The sequence below is a fragment of the Citrobacter sp. MNAZ 1397 genome (genome assembly GCF_023613995.1).
GTDB classification, from domain to species: domain Bacteria; phylum Pseudomonadota; class Gammaproteobacteria; order Enterobacterales; family Enterobacteriaceae; genus Phytobacter; species Phytobacter ursingii.
The window spans coordinates 1,926,382-1,949,509 of record NZ_JAKIVH010000001.1 but is presented as its reverse complement, the minus strand read 5'-3'; the positions used below and the strand labels follow the sequence as shown (position 1 = coordinate 1,949,509).

21 protein-coding genes are annotated in these 23,128 nt (G+C 52.1%); 16 read left to right on the top strand and 5 right to left on the bottom strand.

Features of this window, described 5'->3' with window-relative positions; genetic code table 11:
- Positions 1–75: 75 nt before the first annotated feature.
- From L2097_RS08980 to L2097_RS08950, 7 genes are all read left to right on the top strand, one after another.
- Positions 76–1,074, top strand: a complete 999-nt coding sequence (locus L2097_RS08980) for a hypothetical protein (RefSeq protein WP_250352654.1) — start codon at positions 76–78, stop codon at positions 1,072–1,074.
- Positions 1,075–1,311: 237 nt separating this feature from the next.
- Positions 1,312–2,352: a major capsid protein gene (locus L2097_RS08975; protein ID WP_250352653.1), complete on the top strand. Its 1,041-nt coding sequence runs from the start codon at positions 1,312–1,314 to the stop codon at positions 2,350–2,352.
- Between the two features lie 9 nt (positions 2,353–2,361).
- Positions 2,362–2,703 (top strand): head decoration protein, encoded by a 342-nt coding sequence (locus L2097_RS08970; protein WP_250352652.1) that lies wholly within the window; start codon positions 2,362–2,364, stop codon positions 2,701–2,703.
- 10 nt (positions 2,704–2,713) lie between these two features.
- Positions 2,714–3,097, top strand: coding sequence for a helix-turn-helix transcriptional regulator (locus L2097_RS08965; protein ID WP_502799294.1), 384 nt, complete (start codon positions 2,714–2,716; stop codon positions 3,095–3,097).
- A 232-nt stretch (positions 3,098–3,329) separates the two neighbouring features.
- Positions 3,330–3,839: a terminase small subunit gene (locus tag L2097_RS08960; RefSeq protein ID WP_250352651.1), complete on the top strand. Its 510-nt coding sequence runs from the start codon at positions 3,330–3,332 to the stop codon at positions 3,837–3,839.
- Between the two features lie 212 nt (positions 3,840–4,051).
- Complete coding sequence (locus tag L2097_RS08955) at positions 4,052–5,005, top strand: hypothetical protein (protein WP_250352650.1); 954 nt, start codon at positions 4,052–4,054, stop codon at positions 5,003–5,005.
- Between the two features lie 258 nt (positions 5,006–5,263).
- A complete protein-coding gene (locus L2097_RS08950) occupies positions 5,264–5,959 on the top strand; it encodes a glutamine amidotransferase (protein ID WP_047370785.1) in 696 nt (231 codons plus the stop codon).
- An 82-nt stretch (positions 5,960–6,041) separates the two neighbouring features.
- Here the strand turns inward: L2097_RS08950 and L2097_RS08945 are convergent, their stop codons facing one another.
- A complete protein-coding gene (locus L2097_RS08945; RefSeq protein ID WP_250352649.1) occupies positions 6,042–7,814 on the bottom strand; it encodes a sigma-54-dependent Fis family transcriptional regulator in 1,773 nt (590 codons plus the stop codon).
- A gap of 274 nt (positions 7,815–8,088) precedes the next feature.
- Here L2097_RS08945 and exaC point away from each other — a divergent pair, with 274 nt between their 5' ends.
- From exaC to L2097_RS08925, 4 genes are all read left to right on the top strand, one after another.
- Entirely contained in the window at positions 8,089–9,609 is a 1,521-nt protein-coding gene (gene exaC / locus L2097_RS08940) for an acetaldehyde dehydrogenase ExaC (RefSeq protein WP_039079421.1), read from the top strand.
- A 371-nt stretch (positions 9,610–9,980) separates the two neighbouring features.
- Positions 9,981–10,346 (top strand): response regulator, encoded by a 366-nt coding sequence (locus L2097_RS08935; RefSeq protein WP_223883607.1) that lies wholly within the window; start codon positions 9,981–9,983, stop codon positions 10,344–10,346.
- Positions 10,346–10,984 carry a chemotaxis protein CheC gene (locus L2097_RS08930; protein ID WP_039079419.1) on the top strand — a complete coding sequence of 213 codons (639 nt, stop codon included), beginning with the start codon at positions 10,346–10,348 and terminating at the stop codon, positions 10,982–10,984. The genes L2097_RS08935 and L2097_RS08930 overlap by 1 nt, the downstream gene beginning before the upstream one ends.
- Before the next feature lie 5 nt (positions 10,985–10,989).
- Entirely contained in the window at positions 10,990–11,934 is a 945-nt protein-coding gene (locus L2097_RS08925; RefSeq protein WP_047370781.1) for a diguanylate cyclase, read from the top strand.
- Positions 11,935–12,149: 215 nt separating this feature from the next.
- On the opposite strand, the gene L2097_RS08920 is transcribed toward L2097_RS08925, so the two are convergent.
- From L2097_RS08920 to L2097_RS08905, 4 genes are all read right to left on the bottom strand, one after another.
- On the bottom strand, positions 12,150–13,412 hold the full coding sequence (locus tag L2097_RS08920) for an aromatic amino acid transporter (RefSeq protein WP_250352648.1): 1,263 nt from the start codon (positions 13,410–13,412) through the stop codon (positions 12,150–12,152).
- Between the two features lie 160 nt (positions 13,413–13,572).
- Complete coding sequence (locus L2097_RS08915; protein ID WP_250352647.1) at positions 13,573–14,943, bottom strand: tyrosine phenol-lyase; 1,371 nt, start codon at positions 14,941–14,943, stop codon at positions 13,573–13,575.
- A gap of 598 nt (positions 14,944–15,541) precedes the next feature.
- A complete protein-coding gene (locus L2097_RS08910; protein WP_250352646.1) occupies positions 15,542–16,225 on the bottom strand; it encodes a helix-turn-helix transcriptional regulator in 684 nt (227 codons plus the stop codon).
- 296 nt (positions 16,226–16,521) lie between these two features.
- On the bottom strand, positions 16,522–16,809 hold the full coding sequence (locus tag L2097_RS08905) for an Rdx family protein (RefSeq protein ID WP_250352645.1): 288 nt from the start codon (positions 16,807–16,809) through the stop codon (positions 16,522–16,524).
- A gap of 222 nt (positions 16,810–17,031) precedes the next feature.
- On the opposite strand from L2097_RS08905, the gene L2097_RS08900 reads away from it, so the two are divergent.
- The 5 genes from L2097_RS08900 (at position 17,032) to L2097_RS08880 (ending at position 23,105) form a co-directional block, all read left to right on the top strand.
- Positions 17,032–19,404, top strand: a complete 2,373-nt coding sequence (locus tag L2097_RS08900; protein ID WP_250352644.1) for a TonB-dependent receptor domain-containing protein — start codon at positions 17,032–17,034, stop codon at positions 19,402–19,404.
- A gap of 69 nt (positions 19,405–19,473) precedes the next feature.
- Positions 19,474–20,526, top strand: coding sequence for a hemin-degrading factor (locus L2097_RS08895; protein ID WP_250352643.1), 1,053 nt, complete (start codon positions 19,474–19,476; stop codon positions 20,524–20,526).
- A complete protein-coding gene (locus tag L2097_RS08890; RefSeq protein WP_250352642.1) occupies positions 20,523–21,341 on the top strand; it encodes a heme/hemin ABC transporter substrate-binding protein in 819 nt (272 codons plus the stop codon). The genes L2097_RS08895 and L2097_RS08890 overlap by 4 nt, the downstream gene beginning before the upstream one ends.
- Positions 21,341–22,333 (top strand): FecCD family ABC transporter permease, encoded by a 993-nt coding sequence (locus L2097_RS08885; protein ID WP_284453924.1) that lies wholly within the window; start codon positions 21,341–21,343, stop codon positions 22,331–22,333. Before L2097_RS08890 ends, L2097_RS08885 begins: the two co-directional genes overlap by 1 nt.
- Positions 22,326–23,105, top strand: coding sequence for a heme ABC transporter ATP-binding protein (locus L2097_RS08880; RefSeq protein WP_250352641.1), 780 nt, complete (start codon positions 22,326–22,328; stop codon positions 23,103–23,105). The genes L2097_RS08885 and L2097_RS08880 overlap by 8 nt, the downstream gene beginning before the upstream one ends.
- Positions 23,106–23,128: the final 23 nt, after the last annotated feature.

Genomic DNA, 23,128 nt, shown 5'->3' with positions numbered 1-23,128 from the left:
TGCAAAAATGAGGGTGGGGAGCAAGTGGGAAGGGTATAAAGTGGGGAGTAAATGGGGAATTGTCGAGGGGGGAGCATGAGTGGGAAAAGAAAATATGTGTCTGAATTTTCAGTCACCATAACCTCAAAGGGCTGGTTAATGTTTACTCCAGAGCAGTTGCATGCAGAGGGGGAAATGAGGGCGGAACATAGAGATATAGCCAATAATTGCCATATTTATATGATTTGCAAGAGGCCCAAAGCCACTTGCAGTGTCGAGCCGCCAACACTTGATAACGGTTTTTTGACTGGAAATCTAACCAGCCGCGTCGCTGGAGAGGTTATTACGTCCAATTATAGGATACCTTTTGAGTTTGAGAATTATGAAGAAAAGAAAATCCTTGTAGCGGATTACCCTCACAGAAAAATCTATACCGTCAATAGTGATGGCGAAGGAATAAGATATTGGCCTGGTGATTTACTGGCACTAAGTACAGGAAATAGAATTTTTAGTGATTTGGAAGTCCTTTACGTTGGTCAAGCATATGCAGAAGGCAAGCGAACAGCAATAGATAGACTGAGAAGCCATGCTACTCTTCAAAAAATTCTTGCTGATACAATGTATGATTTTCCCGATGATCAACTTTTTATAATTACTCTTGAATACGATGATTATATTCTGGCATCTACATTCAATGGCATGGATAAAGGCGCAATTAACGGTGATGAGGATGATATCAGACTGAAAAGTGTCTTTAAAAACCCTCTCTCTCAGGAAGAAATTATCTGTCTCTCAGAAGCGGGGTTAATTAGATATTTTCAGCCAGAATATAATAAAATCTATAAAGATAGTTTCCCGACTGCCGATCAAAAAATTTTGGCAGGGTGTTTTGATTTGGATTTCTCTGGTTTATCTGTTGAAGTAGAGCTTTATGATTCTGGATTAAATTTATTCTCGAAAAGTGTACCTGCTCAGCATCATCACATCGCTACATTCAATCTTACGGACGAATCTGAAAGACTCGGTTTTTTTACTTTCAGTGATGGTGTAAATGAGCCCTTCACTATAGATGGTACTATTCCTATGAGAAAATGATGTGGTTTAAAAAAAAAGCGGGCCGCCTCCAGCCCGCCTTTACCACTAACGTAAAACAACTGTTACCTCAGGAGTAACAGAAGCAACAATATCAGATCGTTAGCAGCAGTGAACCAACTGGAAGTTACTTTATACATTATTTCACTTCATTGCATACGGTTGCACTCAATCATATTTTCTTTTCTGGTGATAGCATTATCGCTGTGCTTCATCCTTCTTTATTTTTGAGGTAAAAACATGTCAGATTTATACACGCCAGCAGCACTTGTCCGGGTTGTCAGTGCTGAGGATATTCAGCAAAAGCTGAAAGCCCTTTTTACGGATTTATTCTTCACACGCAGCGCGACCTTTGAAACACGCGATATTATCTTGGATGAAATCGACGATCCCAATATTCCAATGGCTGCATTTTGTGCGCCAATGGTTGGCAGCAAAGTTGCCCGTGACGAAGGGTACGAATCAAGAAACATTCGACCAGGGTATATGAAACCCAAAAGCAGCATTGACCCTAATAAGCTGGCGGTTCGTCCGGCTGGTGTTTCTCCGGAGAATTTCAACTCCGCAGATACCCGCAATCTCAAAGTGAAACAGGCCATTCTCAAACAATCGGTTGCTATTCGTGCCCGTATCGAGTGGCTGGCGGTTCAGGCCATTACTACCGGGAAAAATATCATTGAGGGTGAAGGTATTGCCCGCTATGAGCTGGACTGGAATATCAAGCCGCAAAATATTATTACGCAGGCTGGTGGCGCGGCATGGTCAGGTCAGGACAAAACAACCTTTGATCCTAATGACGATATCGAAACTTACGCCGAACTAAGCGAAGGCGTGACTAATATCATTATCATGGGCGGTAATGTCTGGAAAAAATACCGCTCATTCAAAGCGGTTAAAGATGCTCTTGATACCCGCCGCGGCTCCAATTCCCAGCTCGAAACCGCGCTTAAAGACCTGGGCGATTCCGTGAGCTTCAAAGGGTATATGGGGGACGTTGCCATTGTTGTGTACAGCGGTCGCTATACCGACGAAGACGGTACGGAAAAACACTTCCTTGATCCTGACTTAATGGTCCTGGGCAATACCGCGTTGCAGGGGATTGTTGCTTACGGTGGTATTCAGGACCCTGAACTTATCCGGATAGGGATCACAAAAGCTGAAATGGCGCCCAAAAACTACATCGTGCCGGGTGACCCGGCGATTGAGTATGTTCAGACCCATTCCGCACCGCAGCCTATCCCGGCCCGTATTAACCGCTTTGTCACCGTTCGCGTGGCTTAAGGAGTAAACATGTCTGCACATTACACTGAGCTGGTGGCCGGTACTGAGGCGCTGGTCAGCACACTGGGTATTTTCGTCAGTGGTAAGGGCATTATCCCGGAACTCACCCCGCTAATGCAGGACGCCACCAGCGGCGCTCTTGTGGTATGGGATGGTGCACATTCCGGGCAGGCCGTCTACGTGTCGGCTATCACGGTCAATACAGCGAGCCAGACACAGGCACAGGTCTATAAGGCTGGTGTGTTGAATGTAGATGCCCTGAACTGGCCGGAGGATGTAACCACGCTTTCAGCTAAAGTGGCCGCGTTCGTTGGCTCTGGTATTTCGGTTCAGCCGCTGGCAATCGTCTAAGGGGATAGCAATGCAAGACAAAGATAACAGCCTGATGGCAACCGCCAATGCACTCTGTCCGGATGCTGTTGCCCGGGAGCTGATTGATCTGGCAGACAAGATGAGCATGAGTGAGCGCCTGGTTGATATGAATCAGGTCATGGAAATGACCACGCTGAGCCGCCGTACCCTGATTAACCTTGAAGCACGCGGTGAGTTTCCGGTGCGTGTACAGGTCACTCAGGGCCGTAAGGCCTGGTATCTGAGTGAGGTTATCGAGTGGATCAACAATATCCCTCGCAGCTCTGAAACCTGTCAGGTGCCCGTACCTGCTGACCCTGACGCTTCCCTGTGTCTCAAAGTGGAACGGGTGCGCCGACAGGCGAGAGGCGGGAAAAATCCGCTGATTGGCTGAGAAGTCAGCCGATTGAACCGGAAATGACTCAATTGATAATCATTATCATATCGGGTCCTTTCCGGCAATTCGGTAGGCTACGGGGCGGCAGACTCGCGAAAAAGCGCTATTTATGAGATTTTCTGAGATGCTGGTGGTGGTGTTGTTGTTCCTTTTATCCAACTGATTCCAGTTGTTTTTCTCACTTCAATACACCCACTTGTGCATCAAATAAAACAGTTCAGAGGTGAAAATGGCTCAGCATTTGCTCAACAAAAAGAATATGGCGAAAAGCTGCCAGGTCGGCGTAACCGCTTTCGACAAGTGGGGAATAGTCCCGGTACAACGCGTGGGGCGTGAGGCATTTTATGACGTTGCCAGCGTGGTGCAAAACAGGGTTGAAAATGAGCTGGGTAAAATTGTGGAGCAGGGCGGCGATATTGATGATGCCGAACTCCTCAAGGCCCGAATTCGTCTGACAAACGCCCAGGCGGACGCGCAGGAACTGAAAAACGCGCGGGAAACGGGTGAGGTAATCGATACTGTTTTTGCGGCATACGCTATGGCAAAGTTAGCCGGAGAAGTGGGATCCATCATGGACAGCCTTCCTCTGGTTATCAGTCGAAAATACCCAGGGATGGAAAAACGATATCTTGATGTGATTAAAACCGAAGTGAGTCGGGCCATGAATCGTGCTGCAAACTTAGCCGATTCAATTCCGGATATGGTCGAAAAGTATATCCGAGAAAACCAGAAAGCATGAAACAATCATGGGCTTTGAAATGAATTACTAGTAAGCCTTATTGAGTGGTGAGCTGGCCTGGTTGTCTGAATGGATTCACAAGGTATGACTAAAAACTAATGTGCGGTTTTCGTGCCTATTCTTGTCATAGTTACCTTTTTTCAACTTGAATGAAATCAATCATTGGTTAATTTTTTATCGTTTTGTTATATTTCATCGAAAACAAACAACCTATGGCTGATGATCTAACTATGACACCTGACGCTGTTTTGATTGCCAAAGCTATATTGATGTTAAAAGCAGATGTTGATTATGTAAAAGATTATGTCTTTCCCACTACATTATCTTTTTTTTCTGCACTTCTTGGGGGGGTTACTGCTTATTATGTTAATAGCAGGCAGGAGAAGATAAAAGCAGAGAGTGAGAAGTGTACGGCGGCAAACTCTCTTATGATGCTTTCATTTCAGATGGTTAATACTCTTGTCGCAATTAAGGCTAATTATATTGGTATGCGTTCTCAAAATCCAATCCAAAGAGCGTTGGCTATCAATGAGATTTTATTTATAGCAGGTGATGTTGTCTTTGATATTGGGAGGATTTCGTATATAAAGAAAATCCCCACGCAAAACAAATCTACTTTTGAACGGCTTTATTCATTTTTGCGATATAAGATTTTAAAGTGTGAGGTTGTTGTTCCGACAGATGAGGAAATAGGTAAAACATGGAGAAATTTGGCTCGTATTGATGCATTCTTATTTAATTATAACTTTGTATTGAAAACTTTAATAATTAGAAATCAACTTGATTCGGAAGTGAGGGCACATTTGTCTAAAGTAAATGTTTTAAATGAACCTGTATTTGAATTGGGTTTAGAGGATATAGTTAAAGAAATTGGCGCGGGTGAGTTGTCCAAATATATAGATTTAACTGAAAATTTGGTGGCACTAATCGATTTCTTAATTAAGGAAATTGATTCTTTTATAAATGCTTTTCCTGAAATTGCTGAAAGTAATATCGATTTATCAAAAACCAAAGGGGCAAGGCTAGTCAGGATTGTTCTCAATAAACCAGCATATTTGGCTTCGCTAATACCGATTCGGAAACCTGACTATAAATTAACATCCCAGCTAGTTGGGATGACCCAAGAAGAAGCAGAAAAAAGATACTCATATTCTGATTGGTACTGATTCAGTAAACCATCAAGGTCTTTCATGCTATGTATTGCAGCTTGTATTGCAATAGGGTTTTGTAAGACGTAAGTATGCCTTTTTTCTCTTTTTAAATCATTCACATGCTTTTGGGTTTGACTCATGTAGCCAAAACATGAGCCCTGAGGTGTCTTCTCAGGGCTCACAGAGTTTTCCTCCGTTTGTCATTGACAAGCTTTTCTCTCCTGTACAAGGTTGTTGCTCCTGTGCGTCTTTTACTCAGTTGAAGGAGCCGTCATGAAGACAGCCGTTGTATTTCGTCATGTGCCTTTTGAAGATCTTGATTCCCTTGGCGAAACCTTACTGGCGAAGGGATATCGCTGGCGCTATATCGACACCCCCGTGCAATCCCTCTCAGCACTTGATCCGCTGGCCGACGATGTGCTTATCGTTCTGGGCGGGCCGATTGGCGTTTACGAACAGTCTGTTTATCCTTTCCTCGAGACTGAAATGCGGATCATCCGTGAGCGTCTTACCCACGGTAAACCGGTTTTGGGTATCTGCCTGGGCGCTCAATTGATGGCGGCGGCGCTGGGCGCGAAGGTTGCGTCGATGGGTGTCAAAGAAATTGGCTACTTCCCGATAACCGTCAGTGACGCTGCGCCTGCATACTTTGCGCCGTTGCATCAACTGCCGGTGCTGCACTGGCACGGTGACCGTTTTGAGATACCCGCCGGCGCCGCGCACCTGGCCAGCAGTGCGGTGTGCGATAACCAGGCATTCAGCGTCGGCAATCATGGGCTGGGTTTTCAGTTTCACCTGGAAGTAACCGCGACCGGGCTGGAAGGCTGGCTGGTGGGGCATGCGTGTGAACTCAGCCATGCCGGAATTGATCCACGCACACTGCGTGACGATGCCGCGCGTTATAGCGCCAGGCTTGCCAGCGCGGCCCGCCAGGTGACAGGCAACTGGCTGGATAATCTCACTGCCTGATACTTTGCCTGGGCGAGTCGGAACAGGTCGGGGAGACGAAAGCGGGATTCATGATAATCGCTACCTTTCCGCTAAGCGCAATTCAGGCTCTCCCGACGCTCTGGCGTTTTTCCAGTCGTCGGTAAAGTGTACTGCGTGAAATCCCCAGTTTTTTTGCCGCCAGGCTCATATTGCCCTGCGCCTCACGAATGGCGATTTGCTCATCGGCAGGGGCCGATAGCAGTACGGGTACCGAGGCGGGCGTGGGTTCGCCCGGCAAATCCGCCAGCCGGATCACTGAATGGTCATCCGCCAGCGCCAGCAATACCCGCAACTGGCTTAACAATTGACGCACATTGCCCGGCCAGGGGCGAGCGGCCAGGGCGTGGAGCGCTTCTTCGCTCAGGGTAATATCACGCGAACCGGCGCCCAGCTCTTGCCACAATTTCTGGATAAACTGGCGGGTATCGGGCCATTCGCGCAGAGGCGGGATGCGCAGATGAAATTCCTGAATACGGTACAGCAAGTCTTCGCGAAATGCCCCTGCGGCGACCTGTGCGGCTAGATCCTGATGGGTGGCGCAGATCAGCGCGAAATTAACACTGTAGGCAGTATTCGAGCCGAGCGGCGTCACTTTTTTCTCCTGCAATACGCGTAATAAACGGGTTTGCAGACCCGGCGGCATATCGCCGATTTCATCAAGAAACAGAACGCCGCCGTGGGCTTCGCGGAATTTACCGCTATAGCCTTTCGGATTGGCCCCGGTAAACGCGCCAGGGGCATAGCCAAACAGCTCAGATTCAATCAGGTTCTCGGGCAGGGCCGCGCAGTTAATAGCGATAAAGTTGCCATCACGCCACTGGCTGCGGCTGTGTAATTCGCGGGCGCAGTGTTCTTTACCGCTTCCAGTCTCCCCGGTGATACACAGGGCAATCCCGGCATTGAGAATACGTAGCGCTTTCTCTTTTTCCGGGTCTACCGTCACGGGCGTGCGGGCGACGCCACGGCCAATATAGCGACGCGCTGGCGTGGTCTGGCGGGCGTAATAACGCTGACGATTGCTGGCTTCCAGGGTCGTTTCAGCCGCATTAAGGGTGATGCCGGGAAACAGTGTCTCGATCGCTGTCGCGCCAAAGTGTCCCGGTGTGAGACAGAACTCGTCAATCGCCAGTTTGTTGGCGCCCAGCAAAGTGTTCTGCTCAAAAATCAACAACAGTTCCTGTGCGCTTCCCAGTACACGGGCGTCACTGTGCAAGCTCAGCAGCCAGCGATCTGCACTGACGGCGCTGGCAGCCCAGGCGTGTTCAATCTGGCAGACTGCCCGGCGAATCAGCGCCGCCGCGTCGTGTTTTGGCAGTTGCGCGGGTGTGGAGATGTCCAGTACGCCTGCCACGGTCCCGTCCGGGCGAAACACCGGCGAAGCTGAACAAAACAGCCCGGCATTGCGATTAAGATAGTGTTCACCGCCAGAGACCTCGCAGTGACGCTGCATCGCCAGCGCAGTACCAATGGCGTTAGTTCCCCGCGCATGCTCACCCCATAAATTGCCCGGCGCCAGCGCGTAACGCTGAGCCTTATGCAGGAAATCGGCATTACCGTGAGTCTCCAGTACCAGGCCGGTGGCATCCGACATCACCATAATAGAGGGATGGCTGGACAATTCCGGCTGCAGCCGGGCAAGAAGCGGTGCAACCAGCTGGCTTATCCAGGCATTTTCCGCCCGCGCATCTTTCAGCATCGATCTGGCCACCCACGGTTGGGTGTCGTCGTCACGATGAAGCCCGTAATTAAGGCTACGCTGCCACGAGTCTTCCAGTTGACAGGGAAGGCCGGTGGTCTGCGGGGCGAGAGCAAAAGACGGTACGCGATGCGGCATGGCACACTCCGGAGAACTGAGATGTTACAATTGTGTAGCATAAAAGTGTCCCGCGTGTAGCGATGGACGACACAGTTCGCGAAGGGCGACACGATATTTTTTGGCCTGAGAAACGATGACGGGAAGCGTGTTGATTCATTAATTACTTGTTTTTAAATATAAATAAAAGATTTTCTCTCTTCGGGGCTGGTTTTGGCATAAGAGCTGCTTATGAAGAGGTGTCCGCACAGGGCGCGACGCCTCACCTGTACCCATAAAAATAGAGGAACATCTTATGAAATACATTCACCCTGGCCAGACTGGCGCTAAAGTCTCCTTTAAAAAACGTTATGGCAACTACATTGGCGGTGAATTTGTCGATCCGGTAGAAGGGCGCTGGTTTACCAACACCACGCCGGTAACCGGGGAAGTGATTGCTGAGTTCCCGCGTTCAGGTGCAGCAGACATTGAAAAGGCGCTCGACGCCGCCCATGCAGCCGCAGATGCGTGGGGCAAAACCAGCGCGCAGGATCGTTCCAACGTGCTGTTGGCGATCGCCGATCGCATTGAGCAGAATCTTGAGCTGCTGGCGTTGACGGAAACCTGGGATAACGGTAAACCCATCCGCGAAACCCTGAATGCGGATTTACCGCTGGCGGTGGATCATTTCCGCTACTTTGCCGGCTGTATCCGCGCGCAGGAAGGGACGGCAGCAGAAATTGACAGCAATACCGTCGCCTACCACATTTATGAACCGCTGGGGGTGGTCGGTCAGATTATCCCGTGGAACTTTCCACTATTGATGGCCGCCTGGAAACTGGCGCCGGCGCTGGCGGCAGGTAACTGTATCGTACTGAAACCGGCAGAACAGACCCCGCTCGGCATTTGCGTGCTGATGGAACTGATCGGTGATTTGCTGCCAAAAGGAGTACTGAACGTGGTGCATGGCTACGGTACCGAAGCGGGCGAGCCGCTGGCCCGCAGCAAGCGTATTGAAAAAATCGCCTTTACCGGCTCAACGCCCATTGGCCGCCACATCCTCTCTTGCGCCGCGGACAACATCATTCCGAGCACCGTCGAGCTGGGCGGTAAATCGCCGAACATCTACTTTGAAGATGTGCTCAATGGCGATGAAGAGTATATCGATAAAGCCATTGAAGGGGTGGTGCTGGGCTTCTTTAACCAGGGCGAAGTCTGTACCTGCCCGTCGCGCGTGCTGGTGCAAGAATCTATCTACCCGCAGTTTGTTGAAAAAGTCGTGGCGCGTATGGAAAACATCCGCAAAGGCGACCCCTTTGACACCGACACCATGATCGGCGCGCAGGCCTCCCGCGAGCAGTACGACAAGATCCTCTCTTACATCAATATCGCCCGGGAAGAAGGGGGCGAAATCATCACCGGCGGCGCGCACGTTGCGCATGATAACCATCTACAAAATGGCTTCTATATCCAGCCGACCTTGATCAAAGGCGAGAACCATATGCGCTGTTTCCAGGAGGAGATCTTCGGGCCGGTTATCGGGATCACCACCTTTAAAGATGAAGCGGAAGCGCTGCGTATCGCCAACGACACCGAGTATGGACTGGGGGCCGGGCTGTGGACGCTGGATATCAATCGCGCCTGGCGTATGGGGCGCAATATTAAAGCCGGTCGCGTGTGGACCAACTGCTACCACCTCTATCCGGCCCATGCGGCCTTTGGTGGGTATAAAAACTCCGGCGTAGGTCGTGAGACCCATAAACTCGCGCTGAGCCACTATCAACAGATTAAAAACTTGCTGGTGAGTTACAGCGGTAAGGCAATGGGTTTCTACTAAAACCACGTGTAGTGCATCAACATCGGGGAAAAGCGGGGCAGTCATGCTCCGCTTTTTTTTTTGCCGATTAAGCACAATCCATAACGCACAGGCTTGTACATTTGGTCTCCTTTTCTGCGCATTGCCCGCCTGTTTTCACACTAGAATGGCGTTATGGCGAATAAAACAGCAACCGGCAGACTAAGCCGCAGGCGATATGCAACTTCTTACAATCTGGCACTAAGTAAATAGCCATTGCTGCCGATGAATAGAGTGACCTAACGGAAATATTGCGCAACCAGGGTGAGAATAAGCGGTACTGCGTGCCCGGACCGACACTGCAAGTCGGGTGAATTTATGCCAGTTGAATAAAGAAAAGAGAACGTAAAATTATGTCCAGACATATTCTCATCGTGGATGACAGCCGATTGTCACGCATGATCTCAAAACAGTATGTGCTCAGCCAGCATCCTGAGTGGCAGATTGAAGAGGCGGCGACGGGCGAACAGGCTATTGAGATGGCGGCTATCAAAAAGCCGTATCTGATCCTGCTGGATGTCAATATGCCAGGAATGGGCGGTCTTGCCGCGGCGGCAATCCTGCGTGAGACTCACCCGGATATGCATATCGTTCTGTTGACGGCCAACGTGCAGAACTCCGTGCAGGCCCAGGCCGACCAGCTTGGTCTGGGCTTTTTATCCAAACCGATTAAAGAACCGCAAATTCACGCCATGCTGCAAAACCTGGAGTCGAACTGATGATCGATTTGACGGATATGAGCGAAATCGAAGCAGACAGCCTGATGGAGATCTTCAATATCGGTGTAGGTCACGCGGCTGCCGCGATGAGTGACATCGTTAATGAAGAAGTCCGTATGTCTGTCCCGTCGGTACGCATTACCACGCGCTCGGAAGCGGCCGATGAACTCGGTGCCGGCCTCTCGTTGTGTGGTATCAGCCAACAATACAAAGGGGCGTATGCCACCGAAGCTATTCTGATGTTTCCGGAGACCGCCAGCTTTGAAATCGTCCGCATGATGGTGGGCGATTTGATCCCTGCCCATGAGCTGGGCGAGATGGAGCGCGAAGCGATGAGCGAAATTGGCAACATCGTGCTCAATGCCTGTGTGGGTACGCTGGCGAATATGTTTCAGAAAGAGTTACAGGGTTCATTGCCCGTGTTTCGTGTGGGAACCAGTGAGCAGATCCTGAACCCGTCGCACGACCCCAGTGACCCATCGGTGCTGATGTTGCGTATCGATTTTTCGCTGGAACGTCAGGAAATTGAAGGGTATCTGGCTTTTATCCTGGACATGTCGGCGTTGCGTGATTTGCGCGAACAAATCAGCCTCTATATTGAACGCGTTGAATCTGGTTTTGCTTCCGACGGGCTCTGATAACCATGAATGACAAGCTGCTACTGGATGCATTTTCCGCCCTGAGTCTGGGCGTGATTGTTGTTGATGCGAACTACAGGATTACCTTGTGGAACGCGTGGTTAGAAGCACATACAGGTCGTGCGGCAAGCGAAGCCAAAGGTCAGGATTTTTTCGCCATTTTCCCGGATCTACGTAACCATCGGGTTGGCGTAGCGATTAAACAAGCGATATGTCACAACTTACCGGCACTGTTGTCGCAATCTCTGCATCGCTCGCCGTTCCCACTGTTTGCGGAACCCGCGCAGCCCGGTGAGCGTTTAAGTCAGGCGATCACTATCGTCCCGTTGGGCGATGTGGAACGCTACTGCCTCATTCAGATAGTGGATGTCAGTATGGCCGTTCGCCGGGAGTCGCTGTTACGCGAACAGGCACATGTGCTGCTCTCGCAATCGCTCTCTGATGGGCTGACGGGGGTGGGCAATCGTCGCTATTTCGATTTATGCATTGCGAAAGAGTGGCGTGCCAGTAAGCGTAATAACAAACCGCTGGCGCTGTTGTTGATTGATGTGGATTACTTCAAGCGCTACAACGATCGTTATGGTCATCAGCAGGGTGATTTGTGCCTGCAACAGATAGCGGCAGCCATGCGGGGGTCGCTGTTGCGCCCTTATGACATGCTTTTCCGTTACGGCGGGGAAGAGTTTTGTGCGCTTTTACCGGAAACGCGCTCGGCCGACGCGGTCGTCGTGGCGGAAAGATTGCGCGCCAGTGTGCAGGCGCTGGGGCTGCCGCATTCTGGTTCGCCGGGTGACGTCGTGAGCGTCAGCGTCGGTGTTGCCAGCCTCAACCAACGTGTGCATACAGACTATGGCAGTTTAATTCAGGCGGCGGATGACGCGCTGTACGAGGCAAAGCGTTCCGGGCGTAATATTGTTCGCGCCAGCACCGCGACCAGGAACGAGTCGTAATCCCCGCCAAACCTTCGTAGCCGGATTGAGCGGGGATGAGCATTTACCACAGGGCCTGCAACGCAGGCTCTGGTTTACTGGCAACGCGTTTTTTTACGCAGTCCCATGCTGCGTAAAAGCGTCACCGCAACACGCAGCAACGTAAAGCGACAAAACAGGGGTTGCTGGTAATGGAGCAGGGTCAGAAACATCGCCATCCTCGGTGCTAACACCCGTTAACGAAACACGGGAAGCAGGCCAAAAACTTCAAGAATAACGGTCAAATAGACGATCCCGCCGCAGACGATAACGGTATTGAGCACGGCATTATTGCAGGGCGCTCGGTAAGCGGCTGTGGCGAAGCGCTGGCGGGCGCTTTTTACCAGGAAGGGAGGCAGGATCACGCTCCAGATGGTAAACGCCAGCCCGGCATAACCGATAGCGTGGACAAAACCATTGGGGAAAAACAGGCATACCGCCGCCGGAGGCAGGTAGGTTACCACGGCGGTTTTGCAGCGCCCGATGCCGTTATTGGGAAAATGGAACAGGTCGGCAATGTAATCAAACAGTCCGAGCGTGGCAGCCAGCAGCGAACTGGCAACGGCAAAGTTACCGAAGAACGTCAAAATCAATTCCATATAGCGGCTGGTAAAAATCCCGCCAATCGCCTCAACAAACACATCGATATTACCGCCTTTGGCGATAATCGGCGAGAAGTCCGCACGACTGATATTGCCCATGGTCACTGCCAGCCAAAAGATATAGAGAATCAGCGCAAATAACGTTCCGACGATAATGGAATTTTTAATGTGATGAATATTCTCTTTACCGTAAAGCTTCACCAGGCTTGGCACATTGCCATGAAAGCCGAAAGAGATAATACAAAACGGCAGGGTCATTAACACATAGGGCAGATAGCGGGTTTGCGGCAAAGCGACGCTGGCGCTATCGACCAGGTTATCAAGATTAATCGTGCCAATCATGCCGGAAAAGGTGGCGAAGAAAGCGATAAATTTACCGAAGATCAGAACGGTGGTGATGCGGCCAACCAGCAACGAGCTATACCACGCAATCAGGCTGACAATCACACTCACCAGAATAATCGACACGGGGGAAGGCAAGGTCATCCCGCTGTATTTAGCAATCGTGTTCGATAATACCGCCGACGAGCCAGAAATATAGGCGTAGGTCAGGATATATAAAACAAAACCGAAAGCGAGGCCGACAACAAAATTCCAGCGTTTGCCGAGCAGTTCCAGGGTAAACGTATTAAAACTGGCGCCGACATCAAAATGCAGATTCACTTCCACCAGCATTAATCCGGTCATCAGCATCATCAGCGAAATGGCAATAAGGACCAGGGTGGCGCCCGGAAACCAGACGCCCGCCATTGCGATAGGCAGTGAAAACATACCACCACCCACTACGGTGGCAATAACAAGCATGGCGCCGCTGGTCAGCCCGGCGTCACGAATCGGTTCGGATAAAGAGAGAGCCATAATAGATATTCCTGAATAAGTCTCTTACCCGTCATTATTCAGGTTGCAGAAGTATTGGCTGCAACGGGAATATTCCGGGTAGCGTTATATAAGTTTGAACATCATTTTTTATCGGCGAGAAACAAAACTGCCCCATCAGGTCATGGGGCAGGAAAACACATTAAATGTATTCAAAGCGTGCGGTAAAGAAACGCAGCTGTTTGGGTTCGTAAGTGAAACGTAAGCCGCGAATATCCTCTTTGTGTTTATACAGTTGAATAATCCCATCGGCTACGACATCCATATGCGCATAGGTGTATACGCGGCGCGGAATGGTCAGACGCACGGTCTCCAGTTTCGGTTTATGATGCTCGCCAGTCTCTTTATTGCGTCCGGCGGAGATAATGCCACGCTCCATGCTGCGCACTCCGGTTTCCACATAGATACTGGCTGCCAGGCTTTGTGCCGGGAATGCTTCCTGACTCAGATGCGGGCAGAAACGGCGGGCATCCAGGAATACCGCGTGGCCACCAACCGGCTCGACAATGGGCACGCCTGCTGCTTTCAGTTTATCGCCGAGGTAGCGTACCTGCTTAATGCGGTGCTCGATGTATTCGAACTGCATGGCTTCACGAAGGCCAATTGCCATGGCTTCCATGTCGCGTCCGGCCAGACCGCCGTAAGAGGGCATCCCTTCGTAAACCACCACCAGCTCGCGCGCCTGAGAGAACAGGTCGTCATCGTTCATGCACAGGAAGCCGCCAATGTTCACCAGACAGTCTTTTTTACCGCTCATGGTGCAGCCGTCGGCATAGCTGAACATCTCATGCACGATCTCTTTGATGCTCTTGTTCTCAAAGCCTTTTTCCTGCTCTTTGATGTAATAAGCATTCTCCACGCAGCGCGTCGCATCGTAATAGACCTTGATGCCATGTGCGCTGGTGAGTTCACGCACCGCGCGCATGTTTTCCATCGAAACTGGCTGTCCACCCGCCAGGTTAACCGTCACCGCCAGGCAGATGTAAGCAATGTTTTTGGCTCCCTTTTCATCGATCAATTTCTGTAATTTATTCAGATCGATATTGCCCTTAAACGGTACATTCAGGGTGGCGTCATGTGCTTCATCACGTACGATATCAACAAAAGAGGCACCATTTTTTTCCTGATGATAACGGGTCGTCGTGAAGTACATATTGCCCGCTACATACTGCCCCGGTTTTATCGCCAGCTGTGATAACAGGTTTTCCGCACCACGGCCCTGGTGGGTCGGCACGATATGTTTAAAGCCGAACAACTCACGAACGGTGGCTTCCAGATGATAAAAGTTGACGCTGCCTGCGTAGGCTTCATCACCCATCATCATACCCGCCCACTGTTTGTCGCTCATGGCGTTGGTGCCGCTATCCGTCAGCAGGTCGATATACACATCTTTGGAGTTCAATAAGAAGGTGTTAAGACCTGCTTCTTCCATTTTTTTAAGACGCTCGTCACGGGGAATCATTGAAACGGTTTCAACACTTTTAATACGGAATGGTTCTGCCGGATAGAACATTTTATATCTCCAGTGAGTTCTGTAATTTAAAAAGGTATAGCGAATCGAATTCCTCCAGTTAATTCTGGAGGCGTCTTATGGTGTTTCACTTTCCCGGGAATCATTTGGCAAACGCATCATGCGATAAAGTCATGGCAAAGTGAATAACAGAGGTTAAATTCGATTTGAGCATTTCCTTAAGTAATGTAAAACGGGTGATAAAGTTCACAATAAAAATAAAATACACTCTATTTTCAAGTGATTGCATTGGCTGGGAGGCATGCCGAAATAAACAGGAAGGCAATCATCCCATTTATTCTGGAACATTCAATGAACGACGCTTGTTTGCCGCTGTTTTGAAATGTGAACCAGCGGAGTGAAATTGAGAAATAAATCCCGTTTTAGCGTTCATTCATTTCATAAAGATCACTTGTTGTCGTAAATTTTGGTTTACGGTCTGGTTGTGTTGCAATGTTAAAGGACTGTTTTTCAGTAGGTTATAGTGGTCGTGGTGCGTGGAGGATTTTGTTTTCCGTTCACAAAGTACACTGTGACAGATATCGGCACTGAAGCGAAAAAGGAGCAGGGCGCAGCCATGATGGCCGCGCAACGACAGGCATTATGCCTGGTGGGACTTACGTTCACGCAGATACTTGTAGATGGCATAGCGGGTGATACCAAGACGGGCAGCGACAATTTTAACCGCGTCTTTTAGTTCGAAAATCCCGTTATTATACAGCTGATTAACCACCTCTTTGTTTTTGAATTTGCGGGTTATCATGACGTCTTTTTGTACGCTGGCAATGACCTTATCTGCCGCTTCCATTACAACCTCATGCGGGCTGGCAGCGAAATGTTCGGTAAAAGGCATGGGGGCCTCACTGTCCGGGATCAGGGTTTCGAGCATCTGGTGAAAGGGAACCGAGAGATTGATATTGACGCAAAATAGCCCAATCGCTTTCCCTTCTTCGCCAAATAACACCGATGTCGCTGATTTAAACAATTCGCCTTTCTTATTTCGCGTAAAATAGCTCAGCGTATTATTGATGCCCGTTTTGTTGAACAATTGCAGGGTCTTAAGTCCCATATCAGTAATAGGCGAGCCGACTGTTCTGCCGGTGTGGTGGCCATTAATAATTTTATTCACCGAGGCATTGTGATCTTCAAATGAATGCAGCACCACTTCGCAGTGTGGGCCTATCAGTCCTGCGATCATTTCTGCAAGATGGGAAAATGATTTCATGCATTCTGTATCCGCATCGGTAAATAAGCCGATATCCTTGATTGATTCATCTTTATTCATTGTTATCTCCATTGTTGATATTTTTCGCATCATATCGGGCAGCAGAAAAGGCTTAATGGGGGAAAATAAATAATATGAAGCAGATCACTTAAATAAAGTGATCTCTTTTTAATCAATGGGTTGGATTGAGCGGGGTAAATATATATTTACTGCGTGGAGGATTATTTGCAGCCGTCTTTTGAGAAAATATAAGCACGGTGGTGAAAAAAGGGATTAAGGTACCACGGTGCTGTTTGTCTCTGATATTTATTGATGCGCGAGCATCCAATATTGATGGCTCGCACATTCCCTGAGAGCTAATTGTTTTTCTTTTCCACATGCCCAAGATCTTTATCCGGGAAGCAGTAATCCCGCACGCGGCGTTTCAGCTCAGCCGCATCCGGAAAACCGCCATCCACTTTACGGTCCCAGATAACCTTACCGTCAATATCAATGACAAAAATACCGCCCGTACCTGGCGCCAGGGTAACGGAACCTAAGTCGGTACTAAAGCTGTGAAGGAGTTCCTGCGCCATCCAGCTGGCGCGAAGCATCCAGTTGCACTGGGAGCAGTACTGTAAGGTGATGGCGGGTTTGGTTTGCATAATCGTGTTAACCAGCAAGTGTAAACGTTGGCTTAGTGTAGACAAAAGAATGCGCAAAGCGTGAAGAAATTGCGAAGTTGTTGCAACTGATAATAGTTATCATTATGATTCCGATCAAGAAAAAGAGCGAAGCTGTGTGTCCTGTGCTGACATCACCCGCTCAATAAAAAGACTGGAAGCACGGTGGGCCTGATACTAATAAATTCTAAGGCTTGCAAAATTATGGGTACATCGCAACTTTCCCGGGCACCGTTTCGTAAGAGCGCCCTGGTGACTTCACTGCTCGCAGCACTGTATCAGACCACGGTTATGGCGGCTGATACTCACGTCAAACAGACCACCCCGGACGATACCCGGCAGGACAATGCCGAGGAGATGGTTGTTACCGCCCCTGTACCGATACTGAAAGCGGGCAGCAGCCATAGGGTGAGCGCCGAGGATCTGCAAAACAAAGGCGCCAACGATTTTGGCTCAGTCATGCGCTATGAACCGCTTATTAGCGCCACCGGCGCAAGCGGAGGGTCCGGCAATGGCAAAAGCGGCTTCGACCGTGGCGGTTATACCGGATACAACATTCGCGGGCTGGAAAGTAACCGTGTCGGTATCGACGTTGACGGCATTGCGCAACCCGATGCCACCGGGCGTAGCTATGTCAGCCGCGCGGGCCTGAACACCTTTGGTATTGGCCGCGATTATATCGACCCGTATATGTACGGTGGGATTGATATTCAGTCTGGCGCCACCTCCACCGAAACCGCCAATACCTCTATCGGCGGCAACGTCTCGTTCCAGCCGAAGTCGGCAGACACTTACCTGCACCCGGGTAAGCAGACTTACTTCGGTTACCAGTCTGATTATGATTCAGCGGACCGTAGCTGGCACAATGGCCTGACGGCGGCGGGCGGCGATGAAACCCTGCGCGGTATCTTTGTTTACAGCCGCCGCGATGGTCAGCAGACCCGTAATAACAGCGGCACTATTGACGCCTACCCGGCAAACTGGCACTCAGATGCGATGCTGGCTTCCGGTATCTGGCAGCCGAATGAGACACATAAATTTACCGGCACGTTCGATTACTACCACAAAACCAACCACACCCATTACGATGCGTGGAACAGCGCGGGCAGTTCCATTATCGGCAATGCCAACCAGACCAGCCAGACGCGTCGCTGGGGCGTCAGCCTGAAAGATGACTGGACGCCGGTGAATGCGTGGCTGGACAGCATGTCCACCAAAGTGTACTACCAGCATACCGAAGCTCACGACTGGACATACATGCCGGACAGCACCACGCTGTCGATGGAAACCGTTAATTCCAACTACGATACCGATACCTGGGGCATCACCAACGCGCTGACGAAAACCCTTGGGCGGCACGATTTAAGCGCCGGTTTCAACGCCAGTACCACCAAAACGCAGCGTCCGTTTAGCCAGTCGCCCATTCCGAGTGTTTTTAGCGAAATTATGCAGCCGGAAGCAGACAGCCGTGGCTACACGCTGGGGGCGTTCGCCCAGGATCAGATTAATTTCGATCTTGCCGACCATAACTTTGCGATTATCCCAGGCGTGCGCGTTGTCCATCAGTCGATGAAACCAGACAACCTCGCCAGCCTGACCAGCAACAGCCCGGTACTGGATGAGTCCGATGTTGCCACGCTGTATGGTAAAAACTCAGATACCCAGTGGCTGCCGTCGCTGACCTTCCAGTACGATCTGACCCCGCGTCTGATGACCTATCTGCAATACAAGCGTGGGGCGGAATTCCCTAACGCCAGCCAGTTGTACGGCTCCTGGAACCTGGGCTCAAACTATGCCGGGCGCGGGCAGTATGCGCTGATCGGCAATACCGACCTTAAAACCGAAACCAGCGATAACCTTGAGTGGGGGATGAAAGGTGAGGTGGTGGAAGGCGTCACCCTGCGCACCGCGCTGTTCTACAACAGCTATAAGAACTTTATCGCCTATACGCGTTACACCCGCACCGGCAACCCGGACAAGTTCACCCGCATACCGTCCAATATCTACACCACTTATCAGGCGGAAAACCGCGATAAAGCCTTTATCTATGGCGGTGAAATCAGCGCCAAATTCAATTTCGGCACCTGGTTTGAAGAGGTCAATGGCCTGAGCGCGACCCTGGCGTACGGCTATACGCAGGGCCAGTCGAAATCGAGCTATATGGGCGACAAATATATCGACCTTGATAGCGTCGCGCCGATGAAAGCCATCGCAGGCGTAGCCTGGGATGACCCGGCTAAACGTTACGGCACCGCGCTGACCGCCACCTTCGTGAAAGGCAAACAGGCCACCGCGACAACCCGCGAATCCTTCAGCAATAACGGCTCGCCCCTTGGCGATGCCAGCACCGAGTATATGCGCGTGCCGGGCTATGGCCTGCTGGACTGGACCGCGTACTGGCAGGTGGCGAAGAACGTCAAATTGCGCGGCGGCGTTTATAACATCACCGATCGCAAATACTGGGATTACCTCAACAGCCGTACCCAGGAAGAGACCACCCATCAGGATGCTTACGACAAAGCGCTGGCCGTGATGCCAGGCCGAACATGGCAACTGGGCGTCAACGTCGATTTCTGATTTTTATTCCATTTAACCTGCACCTCCGGCCTGTGCGCCGGAGCTGAATATCATAAAGGAAGCACACCCATGATCTCTTCATCGCAAGATTACGCGGCTACCTGGCAGCAGTATCAGGTATTGAAAACCGCCACGCCGGGCAAATACGCGCGCGACATCGCCACTGAGATGGGAATAAGCGAAGCGCAACTCACGTTTGCCCGCACAGGGCATGACGCCACCGCGCTGACGCATGACGCACGCGAGATCCTGAGCGCCCTCGAGTTGGTGGGGGAAACGAAGTGCATTTGTCGCAATGAATATGCGGTGCACGAACATCTCGGGCGTTTTACCAACCAGCATATCAGTGAACGTGCCGGTTTAGTGCTGAACCCACGGGCGCTCGATTTGCGCCTGTTTATCAGCCAGTGGGCCAGCGCCTTTTTTGTGCGTGACGCGAGTGCGCGCGGGGAACGCCAGAGCATCCAGTTCTTTGACCATCAGGGTGATGCGGTGCTGAAGGTCTATGCCACGGAACAGACCGATCGCGCCGCATGGAACGACGTGGTCGGTCGTTTTAGCGCTCCTCACGCGCAGCCGCTCGCACTGCAACCGGTCGATGCACCTAACTACGCCCGGAATGCGGATGGCGTAGCGCTGGACAAAGCCTGGCGCGCAATGACCGATGTGCATCAGTTCTTCGGCCTGCTGAAACAACACAATATTTCACGCCAGCAGGCCTTCCGCCTGGTGGGGGATGATCTCGCCCTGCGTGTGGCGAACGATGCCCTGCCGCAACTGCTGGAAACCGTGGTGCGTGAGGGCAACGAAATCATGATTTTCGTCGGCAACCGTGGCTGCGTGCAGATCTTCACCGGCGCGCTGGAAAAGGTGACGCCGATGGCAAGCTGGATCAATATTTTCAACCCGGCCTTCACCCTGCATCTGCGCGAAGAGGCCATCGCCGAAAGCTGGGTAACCCGCAAGCCGACAGCCGACGGGCATGTTACCAGTCTCGAACTGTTTGCCGCCGATGGCACGCAGATCGCCCAGTTTTACGGCCAGCGCAGTGAAGGCCAGCCGGAACAGAGCCTGTGGCGCGCACAAATTGACACGCTGGCAGAGAAAGGAAAAGCGGCATGAAAAAACTTCTCTTGCTGCTGGCAGCGCTGCCGCTGATGGCCAACGCTGCCGTCGAACGGATTATCACGCTTGGCGGCGATGTCACGGAAATTGCCTGGGCGCTGGGGGCGGGGCCGCAGATGGTCGCGCGCGACAGCACCAGCACCTGGCCTGCTGAGGTACAAAAGCTTCCCGACGTGGGGTATGTGCGCCAGTTGAATGCCGAAGGCATCCTCTCGCTGCGCCCGACACTCGTACTGGCAAGCGCCCAGGCGCAGCCCTCGCTGGTGCTGAAAAAAGTGGAAGAGAACAACGTCAAGCTGGTGAGCGTGCCCGGCGGTTATGACGTGGCGGCTATTGATAAGAAAGTGGAGGTTGTCGCCGCGGCGATCGGGAAAACTGACGAAGGGGCCGTACTGCGCAAAAAACTGGATGCTGAAATCGCTGCACTACCAACGCAGCCGCTTAACAAACGCGTGCTGTTTATTCTCAGCCACGGCGGAATGGGATCGATGGTCGCAGGGCAGGAGACCGCCGCCGACGGGGCGATTCGCGCCGCAGGCTTAACCAATGCCATGCAGGGCTTTAGCCACTATCGCAACCTCTCGCAAGAGGGCGTTATCGCCAGCAAACCGGACCTGGTAGTGATTTCCGCTGACGGCGTCAAAAGCATGGGCGGGGAAGAGAATTTGTGGAAACTGCCCGGTCTTGCACAAACGCCCGCCGGGCGCAGTAAGCACCTGCTGATCGTTGATGATATCGCGCTGCTCGGTTTTGGCGTTCGCACCCCACAGGCGTTAAAAGCGCTACGCGCGAAAGCAGAGCAATTGCCGTAATGCGCCCTGTGAATCGCTATTTGTGGGGGTTGATGGCGCTGCTGGCAGGGGTAACGCTGATGGCCAGTACGGTCGGGGCGATGCAGCTCCCGCTTGCCAGCCTCTGGCACAGCGGTGATGACGCGTTGCGCCAGATTTGGCTGACCATCCGTCTGCCGCGCGTGCTGCTGGCGCTGGTGGTCGGCGCATCGCTGGCGCTTTCCGGCTGCGTGATGCAGGGGCTGTTTCGTAATCCGCTGGCCGATCCCGGCCTGTTGGGGGTCAGCAGTGGCGCGGCGCTGGCGGTCGCCTGCTGGCTGGTATTGCCGCTGACGGTTCCCGCCATTGTCGCCCTGTATGCGCCGATGCTGGCGGCATTTGTCGGTAGCGCCGGGGTGATGATGGTTATCTTTATCCTCAGCAAAACCCGCGACAGCTCGCTCTCACAACTGCTGCTGGTAGGGATTGCCATTAACGCCCTGTGCGGTGCGCTGGTGGGGGTGCTGTCATGGATCAGTAGCGATGCCCAGTTGCGCCAGCTCTCCCTGTGGGGGATGGGCGGGCTTGGGCAGGCGCAGTGGTCAACGCTTGCCGTCGCCGCTACGCTGATGGCGCCGTCTGTCGCCGTGGTCTGGCGCGTAGCCGGACAGCTCAACCTGCTGCAACTGGGCGATGAAGAAGCGCATTACCTCGGGGTGAATGTGCCTGTGTTGCAGCGTTTGTTACTGCTGTGCAGCGCGCTACTGGTGGCCACCAGCGTCGCCATCAGCGGCATTATCAGCTTTATTGGACTGGTGGTGCCGCACCTGATGCGCCTGTGGCTGGGGGCGGACCACCGGGCGCTGGTGCCCGGTTCGGTGCTGGCCGGAGCCATGCTCCTGCTGATTGCCGATACGGTTGCCCGCACAGTGGTGGTACCCGCAGAAATGCCGGTAGGGTTACTCACCAGCGTGCTGGGCGCGCCGTGGTTCCTGTGGCTTATCTTCCGTCAGGGGAGGGGCGCTCATGGTTAAGTGTTTAACGGCAGAGCACCTCAGCCTGTGGGTGGGGGCGCGCCGGTTGATTAACGATGTTTCCGTCACCCTTGACGCGGGCGAACTGGTGGCGCTGATCGGTCCCAATGGCGCCGGGAAATCGACATTGCTGCGCCTGCTGACCGGGTTTTTGGCTGCCAACGAAGGCCGATGTTGCCTGGAGGGGCGCCCGTTACATGACTGGCCGCCGGAGGCGCTCTCCCGTCACCGGGCGGTGATGCTACAACAAACCCGGATGCACTTTGACTGGCCGGTTGAAGGCGTTATCGCCATGGGGCGTGCACCCTGGGGGCCTGGCCGCGAAAGTGAGATTGTGCGCAACGTGATGGCGCTGACCGGTTGTCGCGAACTGGCGGGCCGCCGCTACAGCACCCTGTCCGGTGGGGAGCAGCAGCGTGTGCAACTGGCGCGCAGTCTGGCGCAGCTCTGGCAGGACGATGGCCCAGAGGGTTGGCTGTTTCTTGATGAACCGACCTCAGCGCTGGATCTCTACCATCAGCAGCAGTTGCTACGCCTGATGAAAAGCCTGACCCGGCGCGAAAAACTGCACGTTTGCGCGGTGCTCCACGATCTGAATCTGGCGGCGCTATGGGCAGACCGGATTTTACTGTTGCATCAGGGGAAACTGGTGGCGCAGGGTACGCCGCGGTCGGTGATTCAGAAATCGATCATCGAAAAATGGTATCAGGCGGATGTGCGGGTGGAACAGCATCCACAAAGTGAAAAACCGTATCTCTTTTTGAGCGAGTAAACACCCGGCGAGGGAACTCGCCG